21 protein-coding genes are annotated in these 16,421 nt (G+C 34.0%); 3 read left to right on the forward strand and 18 right to left on the reverse strand.

Translation table 11 applies throughout. From position 1 onward, the window contains the following. Positions 1-107: 107 nt before the first annotated feature. The 6 genes from FG384_RS20290 to FG384_RS06285 form a co-directional block, all read right to left on the reverse strand. On the reverse strand, positions 108-950 hold the full coding sequence (locus FG384_RS20290) for a CAP domain-containing protein (RefSeq protein WP_338101318.1): 843 nt from the start codon (positions 948-950) through the stop codon (positions 108-110). A gap of 159 nt (positions 951-1,109) precedes the next feature. After that, complete coding sequence (locus FG384_RS06265) at positions 1,110-1,370, reverse strand: hypothetical protein (RefSeq protein WP_142641733.1); 261 nt, start codon at positions 1,368-1,370, stop codon at positions 1,110-1,112. Next, a complete protein-coding gene (locus tag FG384_RS06270) occupies positions 1,363-2,268 on the reverse strand; it encodes a CobW family GTP-binding protein (protein ID WP_142641734.1) in 906 nt (301 codons plus the stop codon). Before FG384_RS06270 ends, FG384_RS06265 begins: the two co-directional genes overlap by 8 nt. A 59-nt stretch (positions 2,269-2,327) precedes the next feature. After that, positions 2,328-3,803: a lmo1851 family serine protease gene (locus FG384_RS06275; protein WP_240793354.1), complete on the reverse strand. Its 1,476-nt coding sequence runs from the start codon at positions 3,801-3,803 to the stop codon at positions 2,328-2,330. A gap of 83 nt (positions 3,804-3,886) precedes the next feature. Next, positions 3,887-4,591 (reverse strand): purine-nucleoside phosphorylase, encoded by a 705-nt coding sequence (gene deoD / locus FG384_RS06280; RefSeq protein WP_142641735.1) that lies wholly within the window; start codon positions 4,589-4,591, stop codon positions 3,887-3,889. 71 nt (positions 4,592-4,662) lie between these two features. Continuing rightward, positions 4,663-4,884 carry a YozE family protein gene (locus FG384_RS06285; protein ID WP_142641736.1) on the reverse strand — a complete coding sequence of 74 codons (222 nt, stop codon included), beginning with the start codon at positions 4,882-4,884 and terminating at the stop codon, positions 4,663-4,665. A 346-nt stretch (positions 4,885-5,230) separates the two neighbouring features. On the opposite strand from FG384_RS06285, the gene FG384_RS06290 reads away from it, so the two are divergent. Beyond that, complete coding sequence (locus tag FG384_RS06290; RefSeq protein WP_240793359.1) at positions 5,231-6,865, forward strand: methyl-accepting chemotaxis protein; 1,635 nt, start codon at positions 5,231-5,233, stop codon at positions 6,863-6,865. Positions 6,866-6,931: 66 nt separating this feature from the next. On the opposite strand, the gene msrB is transcribed toward FG384_RS06290, so the two are convergent. The 11 genes from msrB to FG384_RS06345 all read right to left on the reverse strand — a co-directional run bounded on the left by msrB (position 6,932) and on the right by FG384_RS06345 (position 14,670). Further along, entirely contained in the window at positions 6,932-7,342 is a 411-nt protein-coding gene (gene msrB, locus FG384_RS06295) for a peptide-methionine (R)-S-oxide reductase MsrB (protein ID WP_142641737.1), read from the reverse strand. Then, positions 7,332-7,862 (reverse strand): peptide-methionine (S)-S-oxide reductase MsrA, encoded by a 531-nt coding sequence (msrA, locus tag FG384_RS06300; protein WP_142641738.1) that lies wholly within the window; start codon positions 7,860-7,862, stop codon positions 7,332-7,334. Before msrA ends, msrB begins: the two co-directional genes overlap by 11 nt. 13 nt (positions 7,863-7,875) lie before the next feature. Beyond that, positions 7,876-8,448 (reverse strand): YpmS family protein, encoded by a 573-nt coding sequence (locus tag FG384_RS06305; RefSeq protein ID WP_142641739.1) that lies wholly within the window; start codon positions 8,446-8,448, stop codon positions 7,876-7,878. Positions 8,449-8,460: 12 nt separating this feature from the next. Beyond that, positions 8,461-9,267, reverse strand: coding sequence for a GDSL-type esterase/lipase family protein (locus FG384_RS06310; protein WP_142641740.1), 807 nt, complete (start codon positions 9,265-9,267; stop codon positions 8,461-8,463). A 51-nt stretch (positions 9,268-9,318) separates the two neighbouring features. After that, positions 9,319-10,158: a DegV family protein gene (locus FG384_RS06315; protein ID WP_142641741.1), complete on the reverse strand. Its 840-nt coding sequence runs from the start codon at positions 10,156-10,158 to the stop codon at positions 9,319-9,321. Positions 10,159-10,450: 292 nt separating this feature from the next. Then, positions 10,451-10,942: a dihydrofolate reductase gene (locus tag FG384_RS06320; protein WP_142641742.1), complete on the reverse strand. Its 492-nt coding sequence runs from the start codon at positions 10,940-10,942 to the stop codon at positions 10,451-10,453. Positions 10,943-10,962: 20 nt separating this feature from the next. Further along, a complete protein-coding gene (locus FG384_RS06325; protein ID WP_142641743.1) occupies positions 10,963-11,907 on the reverse strand; it encodes a thymidylate synthase in 945 nt (314 codons plus the stop codon). 83 nt (positions 11,908-11,990) lie between these two features. Then, complete coding sequence (locus tag FG384_RS06330; RefSeq protein WP_142641744.1) at positions 11,991-12,566, reverse strand: YpjP family protein; 576 nt, start codon at positions 12,564-12,566, stop codon at positions 11,991-11,993. A gap of 279 nt (positions 12,567-12,845) precedes the next feature. Beyond that, a complete protein-coding gene (locus tag FG384_RS06335; RefSeq protein ID WP_142641745.1) occupies positions 12,846-13,625 on the reverse strand; it encodes a class I SAM-dependent methyltransferase in 780 nt (259 codons plus the stop codon). Next, on the reverse strand, positions 13,622-14,059 hold the full coding sequence (locus FG384_RS06340; protein WP_142641746.1) for a BrxA/BrxB family bacilliredoxin: 438 nt from the start codon (positions 14,057-14,059) through the stop codon (positions 13,622-13,624). The genes FG384_RS06335 and FG384_RS06340 overlap by 4 nt, the downstream gene beginning before the upstream one ends. Before the next feature lie 302 nt (positions 14,060-14,361). After that, positions 14,362-14,670: a hypothetical protein gene (locus FG384_RS06345; RefSeq protein ID WP_142641747.1), complete on the reverse strand. Its 309-nt coding sequence runs from the start codon at positions 14,668-14,670 to the stop codon at positions 14,362-14,364. 269 nt (positions 14,671-14,939) lie between these two features. On the opposite strand from FG384_RS06345, the gene FG384_RS06350 reads away from it, so the two are divergent. Continuing rightward, positions 14,940-15,419, forward strand: a complete 480-nt coding sequence (locus FG384_RS06350) for a GNAT family N-acetyltransferase (protein WP_142641748.1) — start codon at positions 14,940-14,942, stop codon at positions 15,417-15,419. A gap of 239 nt (positions 15,420-15,658) precedes the next feature. Next, positions 15,659-16,051, forward strand: coding sequence for a hypothetical protein (locus FG384_RS06355; protein ID WP_142641749.1), 393 nt, complete (start codon positions 15,659-15,661; stop codon positions 16,049-16,051). A 132-nt stretch (positions 16,052-16,183) separates the two neighbouring features. Here FG384_RS06355 and FG384_RS19735 read toward each other — a convergent pair whose 3' ends face one another. Next, positions 16,184-16,351, reverse strand: coding sequence for a hypothetical protein (locus tag FG384_RS19735; RefSeq protein ID WP_166462389.1), 168 nt, complete (start codon positions 16,349-16,351; stop codon positions 16,184-16,186). Positions 16,352-16,421: the final 70 nt, after the last annotated feature.

A 16,421-nucleotide genomic window follows, 5' to 3' on the forward strand; every position in this document is an offset into this window, starting at 1 on the left:
GAATGAAAGAAAAATATTATTTTATATCTGTCATTTCAAACTATCGAATAGAATCGCGTTTACACAAAAAAACCTACCAAATTCTATCTTGGTAGGTTTACAATCTATTATTTTCCGATGAATTGTTGTGTCCAGTAGTATCCGCTATCAGATAATCCAACTCCGATATGAGTGTATGATGGGTTCATAATATTTGCTCTATGTCCTGGAGATTTCATCCAAGCATCTACTACTTCAGCTGCACTACGTTGACCCATTGCAATATTCTCTGCTGCTGATTTATAAGAAACACCAAAAGATTTCATTTGATCAAACGGTGAGCCGTATGTTGGGCTAGTATGAGAAAAATAGTTTTTGTTTTTCATATCTTGAGATTTAGCTTGTGCTGATTGCGTAAGTTTCGCATCAATTTGTAAAGGTTTCAAACCTGCATTCGTACGTTCTTTGTTTGTTAAATCAACAACTTGCTGAATAACAGAACCAACTTTAACGTCTTGCTTGTTCTCAGTTACTGGTTGTTGTACTGAAGTACTTGGTTTTTGTGTAACCGGTTTTTGTGCTACTGGTTTTTGTTCTACTGGCTTTTGAGCAACCGGTTTTTGTGCTACAGGCTTTTGTGCTACTGGCTTTTGCGCTACTGGCTTTTGTTCTACTGGCTTTTGCGCTACTGGCTTTTGCGCTACTTGTTGATTTTGAGCAGCTTGTAATTCTTTTAGAATCATTGGTTTTAGAGCTAATAATTCGTTATTAATAATATTTTGAATGGCCTTGTCATTTAAATTGTAATTAGACAAAATATTAACCGGTGATTGCCATTTATAAATAACAGATGATTGTGCCTCGGAAGTAGTTTGTGAATTTCCAGTTGTAGTCGCTGCATCTGCTGTATTAGTAGAAAACAATAAGCTCCCTGCTAGTAGACCAACCATGATAGAATGTTTTTTATTCAATTTCATTTCCTCCTTCTTTTGTGCACCCCTATTGTAAACACAAAATCTGAGGAAGTTTTCTCATAATATATTCCAACACTACCATCTTGCATTTATATATTGATAGAAATCATTATCTATTCCTTCTTTTTTGGTTAACATAACCAATGCACTCAAAATTTACGTTTCATCTACTGTTGACAGTTTCATATATTCCTCTCTGTAAATGGTTATAAGTTTTTGTTGATCCATATCAGATAAATCACTTTGAGTGATTCGATTCACTGCAATCTCATACTTTTTATGAATCGATTGTCTAGCTCTTGGATGTGTTAATTCGTCCAAAAGCTCGCTTACTACAAATTTACGTATATCTTCTACTGTTTGAAGTTTATCTGTTGACACTCTTCCTTTAAACAGTAATTGAAACGACTTAATCATTACTTATTCTCCCTAACACATCTATTCTATCTACTTGATCGCCAATAATAACGATTTGAGGTGGCATTTTTATCATTTCAGGTAGCCATTGTACCATTCCATACGCATATTGAAATAATAATGGGTTTTTATGTCCTACTAATGGAACATACCCCTTCATGCGATATACAGTATCCGGGAGTTCTTTTAACCAACACTCAAAATCTTCTTGATTAACTGGTTCTTGAAAAGTATGTAATCGAGAAGAAAGAAAAAGCTGTTTGCCAATCGCTGTTTCGTTTATTTCTTTTTCATGAAAAGTTGCTTCTATCTTCTTCATAATGTTTAGAGGAAGTTTACTATTAGAGGTCTGAATAATAGGTGCTTTTGCATTTAGTGCTTGTAATTGCATCGTAACTGTTGCAATTTCAGAATCCGTTAATAAATCGATTTTATTTGCAACTATTAAATGAGCATGTCTTATTTGTTCTAAAAACAACATACGTGTTTGAGGTGTCATTTTATCTCGGTCTAGCCACCTCTTACAATCTGCTACTGTAATAATCCCCTTCATATTTAGCTTACTTGCAAAAAGTGGAGAATAAACAGCATCCATTGCTTCAACTGGATGTGCGGCACCTGTTGTTTCTATTAATAACACATCAAAGCTTTCACCTTCTAAAAGCATTTGAAGTTGAGCTTCCATTTTTTCAGATCCCGTACAGCAAATACAACCCTCCAACATCTCTTTTAGCGGTACATCTGCTTCTACTGCTCTACTATCGAAAGGTAGCTTTCCTAGTTCATTCATTATTACCGCGGGTTTCGTTCCTTCCTTTTTAAACTGTTCAATAATATGTGACAGTAAAGAGGTTTTGCCACTTCCTAAGAAACCACTTAAAAGGTAAACATCAATCATCCGTCCAAACTCCTTTATTCCTGTTGAAAAAGCTGACCGAATAGGCCAGCTTTTTCAAGTTATTTTTTTAGAAGTTCTAATACTACTTCTTTCGCTTTTAATAATTGAGGATCTTCGTTCAATATTTTTTGGCGAAGTTTATCCATTAAGATAAATGAAGATTCACCAGTAAGCTCTCCAGTGGATGCAAGTTTATTATCCGATTGAAATTTTTTCACTGCTGCAGTCATTTGAGCATCGAAGTTTCCATCTACTTTCCCAACTTCGTAACCAACAGCTTTTAGCATTTCTTCCGCATTTTGAACTGCTTCAGATGATTGATTTTCTTTTAAAATCATTGAAGGGTCTAATGGAGCGAGCATTGCATATGAAGGATATTCCACCACGTAATCTGGTGCAATTCCCTTTTCGTGAATCCAATTTCCATCTGGAGTTAACCATTTAGCTGTAGTAATTTTAATGTTTGATCCATCCGGTAGATCGTTAACTGTTTGGACAGTACCTTTACCGAAAGAATTTACTCCTACTAAAGGTACATTAGCCGATTCACTCAGTGCACCTGCTAGAATTTCAGAAGCAGAAGCACTTCCCTCATCAATAATAAGTGTGACAGGAACTTTTACTCTTTCACCTGGAGATGCTGTAGTGACATCTTTCTCCCCACGAACATCAACTTGAACAATTGGTTTTCCATCTTCAACAAAAAGGGTAGAAATATCTATTGCCGAGTTTAGAAGACCACCAGGATTTTGCCGAACATCTAATACTAGTGCTTTCATTCCTTGACTATTCATTTCATTTATCGCATCTAAAAGTTCATCATACGTGTTCGTTGAAAAACTTGAGATAATAATATGTGCAACTTGATCGTCCATCATCTCTGCATAGACTGTCTCTATCGGAATTTCATCACGAACAATGGTAATATCCATTGCAGCACTTTCCCCACGTTTAATAGAAAGCGTTACTTTTGTGCCTTTATTTCCACGTATTAATAATACAGCTTCTGATGCGCTTAAACCTTTTATATCTTTTCCATCTACTGCCATTATTTTATCATTTGGTAATACACCTGCTTTTTCGGCAGGAGAATTTTTTATTGGAGAAACGACTGTAATTACGCCATCTCTTTCTTGAATTTCTGCACCAATCCCTTGAAAACTAGAAGAGATACTTTCGTTAAACTGTGATGCCTCTTCTTCATTCATATAGTCTGAATATGGATCACCCAATGCATCAAGCATCCCGTTAATTGCACCATTTACGATTGCATCTTGGTCTATATCTTTATAGTATTCTTGTTTTAGCTTATCATAAGCCAAGTAGAGCTTGGCAAATTCTGATCTTTGTGGGTTAGCCATTTCCCCTACTTTTTCTTTCCCAATAGTTAGAGAAAACACCGTAATGCCTACAGTGGCTACAATTAAGGATAAAATCATTATTAAAAAAACAAATGGTTTCATCTTTACATATTTCGATGCGCTATTTACTTCAGAAGATTCTACTTCTTCATTCGTATGCTTTTGTTCTTCCAAATTTTTCACCCTCTTCAAAGAAAACTCAAAATCTTTTAAAAATAGACTGTCATTTCCATGACAGTCTATTTTAGCTTTTTCACTTAGTCCTGAATAGCCGCTTCTAAAGCAACGACAATCATATCGTTAAACGTTGTTTGTCTTTCTTCAGATGATGTTGCTTCTCCAGTAATAATATGGTCACTAACAGTTAAGATTGAAAGTGCTTTACGACCAAATTTAGCTGCTAATGTATATAGAGCTGCAGATTCCATTTCAACTGCGAGTACTCCATATTCTGCCCATTTTTCATTTTGAGCATTCTCATTATAGAACAAATCTGCCGTAAACACGTTTCCTACTTTTAAGTTTAATCCTGCTTCTTTACCGGCATTATATGCTTTATACAATAAATCGAAATCAGCAGTTGGTGCATAGCTCACATCATTCAATAATACTTTATTCAAAGTTGAATCTGTTGAAGCACTTTGAGCAATAATTACGTCGCGAACTTTTACATCTTTTTGGATTGCTCCACAAGTACCTACACGAATCAATTTTTGCACGTCATAATCGTTCATTAATTCATGAATATAAATAGAGATAGAAGGAACACCCATTCCAGTACCTTGGACAGAAATTCTCTTTCCTTTATATGTACCCGTGTAGCCAAACATATTGCGTACTTCGTTATATTGAACAACATCTTCTAAAAATGTTTCTGCAATATATTTCGCACGAAGAGGATCTCCAGGAAGTAAAATTGTATCCGCAATTTCACCTTTTTTTGCACTAATGTGTATACTCATTTATTTGACCCCATTTCTATTACATATCGGATTAATGATACATTTTTTTTGGTAGAATTGCAATGAAATAACTAGCTAATCGCTTCTATATATTGTTCCCAAAGCTCGTCAAAAACTACTGCACTCATATCTGGATGAGCCAGTTCTTCTATATATTTCGATAAAGTATCAAAAGAAGTTTCTGCTTTAGGAAAATCATGCTGATTAAACATACTTTCAGCAAAAAGAGATTTCATATCCTTCTTTTGACCCCCACGGAATTTTAATACAAATAAATAAAACGATTGATTCATAATTTCCCTCCGTCTTTAGTCATGAAGTCATAGAAAATTCAAAAATGTGTAGATAATTTAATCTAAAACAAGTAAACTTAAAAATATTGGTAAGAAATAGATCTTAAAGGGGATGGTTTAGTTGTTAAAACGGATCAAAAAAAAGATAAAGCCAATTGAATTACCAAAAATAAAGAAACCAGAAAAGAATTTATCAAAAGCGAAAAGAATTCCTTCACTATCTTTCTTCAAAAGGGGGAAAAAGAAAGTCAAAAACCCTGCGGTTATTTCCAAATCTAATATATTGAATTCAATTCGTGGCAGAGTGCTTTTAATTTTTTCAGTTCTTATCGTTATCTTAATTTCTATGCTTATATTAACATCTACAAAAATGTACTCATCTCAACAAGCATTAGAAAAATTTACAAATGTTGATATTAAAGAGCAAATGATGGTCAATCAAATCGCAACTGAAATTGCACAGTTAGCAAATGCAGAGCAAAGTTATATTATAACTGGTAAAACAAATTATATGGGAACTTACAAAAAATATAAAGATGCAATTTCAACTCACCTAAAAGAGTTGCACAACACATATAAAGATCGACCAGAAGAATTACAAAAGATAAAATCCATTGATCAATTTTTTACGACTTATCTTCAATATTCCGAACGAGTTGTTAAAATGCGAGATGAAAAAGGGATGGAATCAGCGCAAAAATTAGTGAACACTGGGAACGGTAAAACAGCGATGAGCTATGTAGATGTTCATATTGCAGCAATGAATGAACTTTTAGCTAAGAAAAATGCAGAGCAAATTGCTCTTTTGAAAAAAGAAAATACTACGTCCTTATACTTATTTATTGCTTTAACAGTATTTTCTGTAGTATTAACACTTTCATTTGGAATATATTTATTCCTTTCTATCAAACGTAGTACATACTCGATTAACCGATCTATTTTGGATATTGCACAAGCTGGCGGTGACTTAACAAGACGAGTTAAAGTACGTTCGAAAGATGAATTTTCAGAAATTGCTGAAAGTACAAACGTCTTAATTACTTCTATTGCAAATCTTGTCAAACGAGTAAGCTTATTAACTGAAAATGTATCTGCAAGTGGTCAAGAACTAATGGCATCATCGGATGAAACGGCTATTACAATTCAATCGATAGCAGACTCGACAAATGAAATTGCTGTTGGAAGCGAGCAAACAATTCGAAGCATGAATATCGCTATTCAAAAGATGAATTCTTTGGAAGAAGCAACAAGATATTTAAATAACGATGCTCAAGCTGTAAAAGAGGCTACAGACCAAATGAGGTTAGCAGCACTTAAAGGTGGAGAATCTGTACAACACTCTTCCAATGTAATGATGAGTATCGAAGAGACAATGGCCAACACTTCTCATACTGTAGAAGCTCTAGGTACCAAGTCATATGAAATTACATCTATTATTAAAACAATTACTGCTATTGCAGAACAAACAAATCTCTTAGCTTTGAATGCAGCTATTGAAGCTGCTAGAGCGGGAGAACATGGCCGAGGATTTGCAGTAGTAGCAGACGAAGTACGTAAACTAGCAGAGCAATCTCAAAATGCAGCAAAAGAAGTTACAGGAATAGTTACCTCTATTCAAATGGAAGTTACATCAATTGTGAAGCAAAATCATGAAGGTGTAGAAAACGTTATTCGTGGTGTAGAAGTAGCAAATGAGACGAATACATCACTTGAGCAAATTATGAAACAAACAAATGAAACGATAACTATCATTGATAAAATGGTCAAACAAATTGAAGAAACACTTGGTTTCAGTCAAGAAGTTGCTGCATCGTTCATTGAAGTTAACCAGATTGCTGAAAATACTGCAACAAATACAGAAACTTCAGCTGCTGCTGCAGAGGAAGGTTCTGCTGCTATGGAAGAAATCAATGCATCATCTGTTGAATTATCTCACCAAGCAGACGAGCTACGTAAAGTTGTAAACGAATTTAAACTATAAATTGAAAATAGCACGGAAGAGTACTTACCTCTTTCGTGCTATTTTTGTGTTAAAAGATAATGATTACTAAAATAATTTTAAGTAATCCTCATACCCTTCTTCTTTCAACTTTGCTTTTGGAACAAAGCGTAAAGAAGCCGAGTTAATACAATATCGTAGCCCTGTTTCATCTTTAGGACCATCTGGAAATACATGACCTAAATGAGAATTTGCAGTTTTACTTCTTACTTCTACCCTTCTCATCCCATAACTATCATCAAAATGCTCTGTCACCTCTTGAGCTTCAATAGGTCTTGTAAAGCTTGGCCATCCACATCCTGCGTCATACTTGTCCTTAGAATGAAACAATGGTTTACCCGAAACGATATCAACGTAAATTCCTTCCTCAAAATGCTTGTCATATTCATTTTGAAACGGAGGTTCAGTTCCTTTTTGCTGTGTAACATAATATTGCATTTCCGTTAGTTTATCTTTCATTCTTATCCCCCCACATTTTCTCTATATATGCTGCTCGTCCAGATCCTATAAAATATCGGTTATAATGAGTAGGATTTTTCTTATAATAGTCTTGATGGTATGACTCAGCAGCATAAAATACTTGTGCTGGCAAAATTTTAGTCGTTACATTGGAGGAAAACTTATTGGAAGCATCCAAATTGGCTTTCGAAATTTCAGCTTTTTCGCGTTGTTCTTCCGTATGATAAAATATAGCAGTCTGATAAGAAGTTCCTCTGTCAAAAAATTGACCACTATCATCAGTAGGATCGATATTCATCCAAAATATTTCTAGCAATCGTTCATAGGAAAAAATGGATGGATCAAATGTAATTTGAATAGCTTCATAATGACCAGTTGTATTCGAACAAACTTGTTCATATGTTGGATTTACAACATGTCCTCCTGTGTATCCAGAGATCACACTCTCAATACCATCGTAGGAATCAAAAGGTTTTACCATACACCAAAAGCAACCGCCTGCAAATGTAGCTTTTTCCATTGTTAACCCCTCCTTACTCATTTGGAATGACTATTTCTAAAGTAATAATATCTTCTGCAAGATTTATTTCCTTAGCGCGAACACGTACGCCAGAAGTCATCGGAATGCTTGCCAATTGTATTAGCACTTCCTCTTCATCAGGTTTTACAACTATCCATTCTGGTAATTGAATAGATTCATTTAGTAATTTTAAGACCGTTGCTGGATCTAGTTTTGCTTGACCTACTTCAATGGAAGACTGCTCCAGGCGAATATCACCATTTTCCTCCACAAAGGGTTCGAAAAATAGTTTCACAGGAAGAGTAAAAGAAAAAATCGTTAGCTCGGAAGATAGTACTACTTGGTCTTCTAAGGTCAATTTTAAAGGTACTGGCTTACCTTCCATCGCTTTTTTTATAAAACTATTTGCAATTCCTTCAAAATCTTCTATCGTTGAGTTCACTGTTAATACATGACCTGTTAAATTAGGTGATTCTTCGTAAACTACTTCGGAATCGGAAGGAAGAGTAATCCAGTAAAATAGTCCAATTATGGAACCCACTATTACTAGAACTAGTAAAAAGAAAGCAATCTTCCATTTGTTCATCTCATCAACTCCTTAAAACAACAATTCCCTATTTTGCGTATCTATAAAACCACAACCTTGTAAGGAGCTCATAATAGATTCTTTCATTAGTTGATATCCTTTACCGTTCGGATGAAAAAAGTCTGTATGATACACTAGATTAGCATTTGTATCAAAATGCTTTTCAATTGAAATAAAACATGCGTTTTCATCGTCTTCTGCAATAGATTCAATCGTTTTATTCCAATCATAAATTATTGTATCGAACTCATTGAACTCATCTGTTACTAAAGATAATGGGTTGTATATCCCAATTAACGCTATTTTTGCTTCGCTATTAATCTCTCGTATATGGTCCATAATTTTTATATAATTTTTTTCAAATGATACTAATCCCTTATCAAAGGACCCTACTTGCAAATTAAATAAATCCTTTTTTACTATTTTCATGAGATCATTCCCACCAATTGTGATCATGATGAGATCTGCATTTCGGATGGAATGGTCGATATCTCCATCTCGAAGTAGTTTTAATAACTGATCACTTCTTCTTCCTCTTAATGCAGTATTGGTTAAGATAACATCTTCTATTCCTTTATATTGCAAAAGTTCTGTACGTACTCTGCCAATATAACCTTCTCTTTTCATCTCATCTCCAACACCTTTTGTAAGAGAGTCTCCCATACCAACTAATTGGAGTTTTCTTGGAAAAAAAGTATAAGGGATAATATATTCCTCAAAAGAAATAGCTTCTTTCTTCGTAAAATCCACAGTTTTTGTATCCTGAGCCACACAGCCCGATAGTAAAATAATACATAATAAGTTAATAATGTACTTCATTCATATCCCCTTTCGATAAAATAAAAGCAGGGACAAATCCCTGCTTTACTACTACTCAGTCATATACATGAAACCAATTGCACCAGGACCTGTATGTGTACTAATAACAGGGGAAGTAAAAGAATCATGAATATGACGAAACCCTGTTTCCTCAATCTGTTTCTTTAAAGGTGTTGCCATTGAAAATCCGTTGGCATGTGAAATTCCAACTGCCTTTACAATTTTCCCTTTTGTGTCTTCGGTAAACTGCTTAAACAAATAACTAACTACTTGTTTATGACTTCTTACTTTTGCAATTGGAGTATATACACCATCAGCTAATTTAGCAATAGGTTTTATAGAAAGGAGAGAACCTAATATGGCACTTCCTTTTCCGATTCGTCCTCCCTTTACTAAATTATCTAATGTATCAACAACAACATACAGATTTGTTTTGGAACGCACATCATCCAACTTACGAAGAATTTCTTCTACTGACTTTCCGTTTTGTGCCATTTTAGCTGCTTCTATTACTTGAAAGGAAAGTGCAAAAGAAATAAATTTTGAGTCTATTACTGTGACGTCTGCATCTGACATTTCTGCTGCAGCTTGTGCTGATTTTACTGTACCACTCATACCACCTGTCATATGTATCGAAATGATTTGATCTCCATTTTCTCCGAGCTTATCGTATAATTCTTTGAATACACCTGCAGCTGGTTGCGATGATTTAGGAAGTTCTTGCGAAACAGCCATCTTCTCTAAAAAAGTTTCAGGTTGAATATCTACTCCATCCACAAATGATTCACCGTCAATTTGAATTGTTAATGGTACTATGTGTATATTGAGGGTTTCAATCAGCTCTTTTGTTAAGTCAGCAGTTGAATCCGTAACAATATGTATTTTAGACACAAAATCCCTTCCTTCCTATATACACTTATTATAAGAAGAAGTGCAGCAGTATGTAAACTATTTGATGGCATGTTCATACTTGCAAGACACCAATTGTAGAAAGTTTGTGAATAATTATTTTAGAATTTTTTTTAACGCTCTGTACACTATATGTTGGTAGTATTAATATTTGAACTTTTACTAGTTGGATTTTATTATTAATTTTCCCCTTTATTTGAGATGTTCCGTTTGTATAAATAGCGTCACGGTATTTTCCATGTCCCTATCCACAATACAAATCGAATAGTATGACTTATACACTAACCTTTCTTTCATAAACTAAGTAAGCATAAGTTACGCCATCCGGTGTCTGCATATCTTCTGTAGTGTCAACTAGCCCCCACTCTTCGTTGCTGTATGGAGGAAAGAAAGTGTCCCCTTCAAATATATCTTGAATAATAGTAATATACAATCGATCAGCTATTGGTAAAACTGCTCTAAAAATTTGTTCTCCACCAATAATCATTACCTCTTCGTGAAAATCTTTCGCTAGATCTATCGCTGCCTCAATAGTACTTACTACTTCCGCGCCCTCAATCTTATAAGTAGTATTTCTTGTAATGATGATATTCTTTCTACCAGGAAGTACTCTTCCAATTGATTCAAACGTTTTCCTTCCCATGACAATAGCTTTGTTCATTGTTTTTGCTTTGAAATAAGCTAAATCACCTGGGATGTGCCAAGGCATTTTGTTGTCTAATCCAATTACTCTATTTGGATCATGGGCTACTATTAATGAAATCATTTAAAATCCTCCTGACATTCTCACACAGCTATAGGTGCTTTTATTCTTGGATATGGGTCATAGCCCTCAATAGAAATATCCTCTACTTCAAATTCGAATATAGAGTCCTTTTGCGAATTTAATACAAGTGTTGGTAATTGCCTCGGAGTACGGTTAAGTTGTGTATCCACTTGTTCCATATGATTTAAATAGATATGTGCATCCCCAAGCGTATGTACAAATTCCCCAACTTCTAAATTACATTCTTTTGCGATTAAATGAGTAAACAACGCGTAAGAAGCAATATTAAAAGGCACGCCTAAAAATACATCTGCACTGCGTTGATAAAGTTGACAAGATAGTTTTCCATTCGCTACATAAAATTGCATAAAAGAATGACATGGGGGAAGTGCCATTTCGTCTACCTCAGCAGGATTCCAAGCGGTAATGATATGTCTTCGTGAATCAGGATTCGTTTTTAATTGCTCAATAAGATTTTGAAGCTGATCAATCGTTTCTCCGTCTTTACCAGGCCAAGATCTCCATTGCTTTCCGTAAACAGGACCAAGATCACCAAATTCATCTGCGAATTGATCGTCGGATATTATTTTAGAATGAAAAATTTCCATTTGTTTATCAACGACTAGCTTAAATTCTTCATCATTCGCAGCTCTTACACCGAAATTTGTCATATCTGGACCGTCATAGCTTTCACTTTTCACCCATTTTTCGAATGCCCACTCGTCCCAAATATGGTTATTAGCTTCTATTAGAGTTTTTACATTTGTATCACCTTTAATAAACCATAATAATTCACTTACTACTAAACGAAAAGCTGTCTTCTTTGTAGTCAATAATGGGAAACCTTTTGACAGATCAAATCGCATTTGATAGCCGAATACACTTTTTGTCCCTGTACCAGTACGATCCGATTTTATGATTCCATTTTCTTTTATATATCTGCATAAATTTAAGTATTGTTCCATTGTGATTCCCCTTTTTTTCAGTATCTATTCAATGTTGTATAAAGTTTGATTTAAAATATACTATATCATAAAAAAAGCTCTCGTTAAGAGAGCCATTTAGGAGGTGTATTTTTTGACCAGAAAATTTCTCCTAATGCATAATGTTTTGAATAATTATCTTCTGCTAAGTGATAGTGGAAGTTGAAATAATATCCGTCCATCGGTTTTTTATCTGTTCTAACATGGAATCGGATTAAATCTTTTCTTGAATCAAGGTTATAAATGTGAAAAATTTTCTCATGATATTCTCCGGAAGGTTGTTCTGTAATTGATAATCTAGAAGCATTATCCGTTCCTACTTTTGAAATAGTAGCGTCTATGGCTTCTTGAATTCGAGGGAAAATGACTGCATCAAACTCATCTTGAATAACAGGTCCAATCCGTTCACCAAATTTTATGTAAGACTGTTCTTTTGCGGCGAACGTGAAAGTTTCTTTCTCATCAGGAGTATTTTTAATCGTAACTTGTACATACTCTACACTATTAGCTTCAGAAGAAATCGACTTTGCTGTGCTCTTATTATCTAATAATTGTTCCCAAATTAGATGACTGGGAGATATTAGTCCAAATGTTAATAATGCAACAGTAACTATGAGAGATTTCTGAATCCATTTTTTCATTCATTATCACCTTCAATTATGACCATTTTAGAAACGCAGTGTCTAATCTTGAACGTTTTCAAGAACAAAAGGTTTCATCTTCTTACTATTCATTGTACAATAATTAGTGTAAACATACAGTAGGTTTTTTCTTAAGGAGGAGAATTTATTATGGATTTAAATTTAGTAATTGGAATTGGATTTTTATTTTTATTAGGATATTTAACTTCTTTAAACTTTACTGACTAATATTATTATTCTCTAGTTGATACAAAAAAGCTGTCTAAATTGACAGCTTTTTTATATGTTCAATATGCCGTAATGGAATTTAGAAGTAAGACGTGTTAACTGCTCAAATCCATATCGTCCAAACATTTCAGATCGAAAATGTGCTTTTAAAACTACTCTCTTTCTAGCTACCCTTTTAGCTTGTTCTACCCATTCTTCCGTTAATACATCGTGTAGACCTACCGCTCGAAGCGTTTGAAAGTTAGAAGACTCTTCTATCTCCTCTTCAAACATAGGATCCATGTATACTACATCATATGTATCGGATTCACAGCTTTTCAAATACTTAACTGCATCCACGTTCATTAGATGCACACGATGCATACTATTCTGAAGCTCACTAATAGGAGTCTTATATCTTTTTAAACCTGTTGATACAATGTAAGCAACAAGTGTATTTGCCTCACAAGCATGTACAATCCCTGTTTCTCCTGTTGCAAAAGATGCAACGATACTATCAGAACATAGTCCTGCTGTAGTATCTAAGAAACAATCTCCTTCTTGTAACCCGGTAGCTTGTAAAAATAGATCCTTTTCTCCTTTTAGTAATCGCTTCATGCGAAAAGCAGCTGAATTTGGATGAAAGAAAAAGGGTGTATTGGAACCAAGCACATATAGCTCTAACCTTTCATTACTTACTACAATCACATCGCTCTTATGTTCTGCATGTAATAATTGCACCGATTTTTTTTTGCGACTGACATATTGCAATGACAGTTCTTTCGCAACAGATATAGCCACTTCAATATTTGCTTCATTCGTCCGTCCTGCTGTTGTTACGACTGCATTCATGAAGAAACAATTTGAGAAAGTACACCAGAAATATGGTCTTTAATCGTTTCCATTGCATTACTTTCAATTTGCTCACGAGGTATAAAATAAGCTAGTTGGTCATCTTTCCAAATTGCAATGGATGGTGAACTTGGTGGAACCTCTTCAAAATAACCTCTCATCGTAGCTGTAGCTTCCTGATCTTGTCCTGCAAATACAGTAACTAGATGATCAGGCTTTACTTCTAATTCATTTATCGCAGCTACCACTGCTGGTCTCGCTAATCCCGCAGCACATCCACAAACAGAGTTAATCACTACTAAAGAGACACCTTTAGCACTCGCCATATGCTCTTTTACATCTTCCTCCGTAAGCAATTCTTTAAATCCAGCATTTGTAAGTTCACTTCTCATAGGTTTAACAACCTGTTTCATATACTCATCGTACGCGTTCATGGTTTCTCCTACTTTCAATTAGTTTCAATATCCTATTATAACAGCATACCAATTATATTATCTATTATACTGCTTTCATATAGTTTCACATTATTTTGGATTTTTCTTGACTTTTTTGTGATTCCTGTGACTTTTTTGAGTAACCATAAAAATGTTTGTAAAACATGTTGCAATGAGTAGGTTATACTATTTTTGGATAAATAAAAAAGCACCTCGTGAGAGATGCTTAAATAACCAAACAAACTTAATAAAAATACTCTATGCAAAAAGATGAATAGCTCATTTTGTCCATTAAGGATTTTTCAATGTTTAATAGTATTTTTTTTAAACGCTTTTTTTAAAATATCAGAAAAACCCGAAAAAAATAAAACTAGTGATATTACAAATTTTTGTTCAAAACCTAAATCATTTAGGAAAAAATAAAATATAATACATACACTTAATAATAAGAGAAACATTTTAATCCTTCTATTTTTATTATCATTATCTAACATGGCTAATGATATTGGAATAATAAAAAGATAGGGAACCGTTGGATACCAAAATATTAATAAATAAGAAATACATAATATCAAACGAAAAAAAGTATTAGTTTTTGTATCAAGATTCACAGTAGAATTCTCCTTAAGTTCTTATGTCTACCCTAAAAGAAGTATGATAACCAAAATGAGTGTCTATCGTATTATAGCTATTTTTAAGAATATTATATATTTTTTTGAGCGCTATTTATTCTTTATATTTATATAAAGAATAAAAGAAGCATTATCCACAATTAAGTGAGCAGGACTTGTAACTACATATTATTTAATTTTTCCAACATATCTTTCAGCGACAAGCGCATGTTCTAATGATAATATGTAATAAAAAAAGGTGGGTATTTATGAGTAAAATTAATGGAGTTGAACTAAAGCATTTTTCTAGTGAGTATCTCAAAAAATTGAACTCTTTTGAGCTTCCCGAAGAACAAAAACAATTTTCAGCATTGCCTAATAAATTTGAAGAAATTACTGAGGGACAATATCGTATTGTTATTTTAAATGATGATGAACCAGTTGGATTCTTTCTATTAAACTCAACGGAACGACTAAAGGAATATTCGAGTAATATGAATGCCCTGCTATTAACTGCCTTATCCATTAATCATACAGAGCAAGGTAAAGGATATGCAAATCAAGGGATGTCCTTACTATCTACGTTTATACAATCCGAATTTCCTAACTGTGATGAAATTTTCTTGGTTGTAGATGTAGAAAATATTCCAGCACAAAGACTATATAAAAAAGTAGGATTTCAAGAGACTGGCGAGAGAAAAATTGGTCGTATTGGCGAAGAAATTATCATGAGGTTATCAATAATCTGATGCGTATACCTATTATAATTAGCCCCGCTCACATTAAGTGCGCAGGGCTAGTAGTATTTATATAGAACCTTTAGGTTCAAGTATATTTATTAGAGGTGCAAACATCGTGATTTATCGAACGTCTACCAAATCCTTTACTACATAATCAGCAGCCATCAATCCATGTTTAACCAACGTATCTTTTGCTTTTTTTTATCCTGGCGTTAAAACAATAACTAACTTACTGCTTATTCTCTAGAGTGAAGTTACTGATTCCCATTCGCTTAAATGAATCTGTAATCTCGCTAGACTTCATCAAACGATTAATCTTCTTTTGCTTTGAACAATCGCATTCAATCCAGATTTCATATATATTCCTTGTATCTTCATCAAGCATCGGTAAACAAGGGATTGCATTTTATTCATTACGAGGAGTAAATAATCTAGCAGGTATGGTGTTTCGTTATGCAAAGGAAGTAAAACTAATCAAAGACAACCCTACTGAGTCAGCATTTATACCTAAGAATAAGTTAGAATTAGAAGATATAGACGGGAGTAATGTATCCAAGTTGTATCTTGAGCCCGATGAGTTAGAGGCGTTGTTAGAGTATGTAAACAAATATCGAACTATTATAATACCCCCTCTCCTTTAATCTTTATTCAAAACTTTGATTAATCAACTTCTCCATATAGCAAAAACGTCTCCATCTGTTCGTTTCCACTTAACTGTCGAATAATTTCACGCTTTTGTTTTCTTACGAAAAGAAACAAAACCACCTTCCATTTTACTGGTTGGTGGTTTGTGCTTCATCTATCTTAATGCATACTTTTGTTACCATATCTATTTCTGATTTTGGCATGTGCTTTAGCATATCCAAGGCACCCATAACTCGCTCTCGAGGGTATTCTTTCAACATTTCTTCTATTAACTTATCCATTCTTTCTTGTTCCATTAAATCCACCCCATATTTGCTTATCCGAATACAGTTACATCTATTATATCGTCTATTTGAACAACAAATG

Source organism: Psychrobacillus vulpis, assembly GCF_006861825.1.
Lineage (GTDB): Bacteria > Bacillota > Bacilli > Bacillales_A > Planococcaceae > Psychrobacillus > Psychrobacillus vulpis.

Excerpts from the sequence above, each read along its gene's own strand:
- FG384_RS06340 (WP_142641746.1), bottom strand. The coding sequence starts at position 14,059 with ATGAACGCGTACGATGAGTATATGAAACAGGTTGTTAAACCTATGAGA.
- FG384_RS06290 (WP_240793359.1), top strand. The coding sequence starts at position 5,231 with ATGCTTATATTAACATCTACAAAAATGTACTCATCTCAACAAGCATTA.
- FG384_RS06335 (WP_142641745.1), bottom strand. The coding sequence starts at position 13,625 with ATGAATGCAGTCGTAACAACAGCAGGACGGACGAATGAAGCAAATATT.
- FG384_RS06310 (WP_142641740.1), bottom strand. The coding sequence starts at position 9,267 with ATGAAGTACATTATTAACTTATTATGTATTATTTTACTATCGGGCTGT.
- FG384_RS06325 (WP_142641743.1), bottom strand. The coding sequence starts at position 11,907 with ATGGAACAATACTTAAATTTATGCAGATATATAAAAGAAAATGGAATC.
- msrA (WP_142641738.1), bottom strand. The coding sequence starts at position 7,862 with ATGGAAAAAGCTACATTTGCAGGCGGTTGCTTTTGGTGTATGGTAAAA.
- FG384_RS06285 (WP_142641736.1), bottom strand. The coding sequence starts at position 4,884 with ATGAATCAATCGTTTTATTTATTTGTATTAAAATTCCGTGGGGGTCAA.
- FG384_RS06320 (WP_142641742.1), bottom strand. The coding sequence starts at position 10,942 with ATGATTTCATTAATAGTAGCCCATGATCCAAATAGAGTAATTGGATTA.
- FG384_RS06350 (WP_142641748.1), top strand. The coding sequence starts at position 14,940 with ATGAGTAAAATTAATGGAGTTGAACTAAAGCATTTTTCTAGTGAGTAT.
- FG384_RS06270 (WP_142641734.1), bottom strand. The coding sequence starts at position 2,268 with ATGATTGATGTTTACCTTTTAAGTGGTTTCTTAGGAAGTGGCAAAACC.
- FG384_RS06265 (WP_142641733.1), bottom strand. The coding sequence starts at position 1,370 with ATGATTAAGTCGTTTCAATTACTGTTTAAAGGAAGAGTGTCAACAGAT.
- FG384_RS06330 (WP_142641744.1), bottom strand. The coding sequence starts at position 12,566 with ATGAAAAAATGGATTCAGAAATCTCTCATAGTTACTGTTGCATTATTA.
- FG384_RS06305 (WP_142641739.1), bottom strand. The coding sequence starts at position 8,448 with ATGAACAAATGGAAGATTGCTTTCTTTTTACTAGTTCTAGTAATAGTG.
- FG384_RS19735 (WP_166462389.1), bottom strand. The coding sequence starts at position 16,351 with ATGGAACAAGAAAGAATGGATAAGTTAATAGAAGAAATGTTGAAAGAA.
- msrB (WP_142641737.1), bottom strand. The coding sequence starts at position 7,342 with ATGAAAGATAAACTAACGGAAATGCAATATTATGTTACACAGCAAAAA.
- deoD (WP_142641735.1), bottom strand. The coding sequence starts at position 4,591 with ATGAGTATACACATTAGTGCAAAAAAAGGTGAAATTGCGGATACAATT.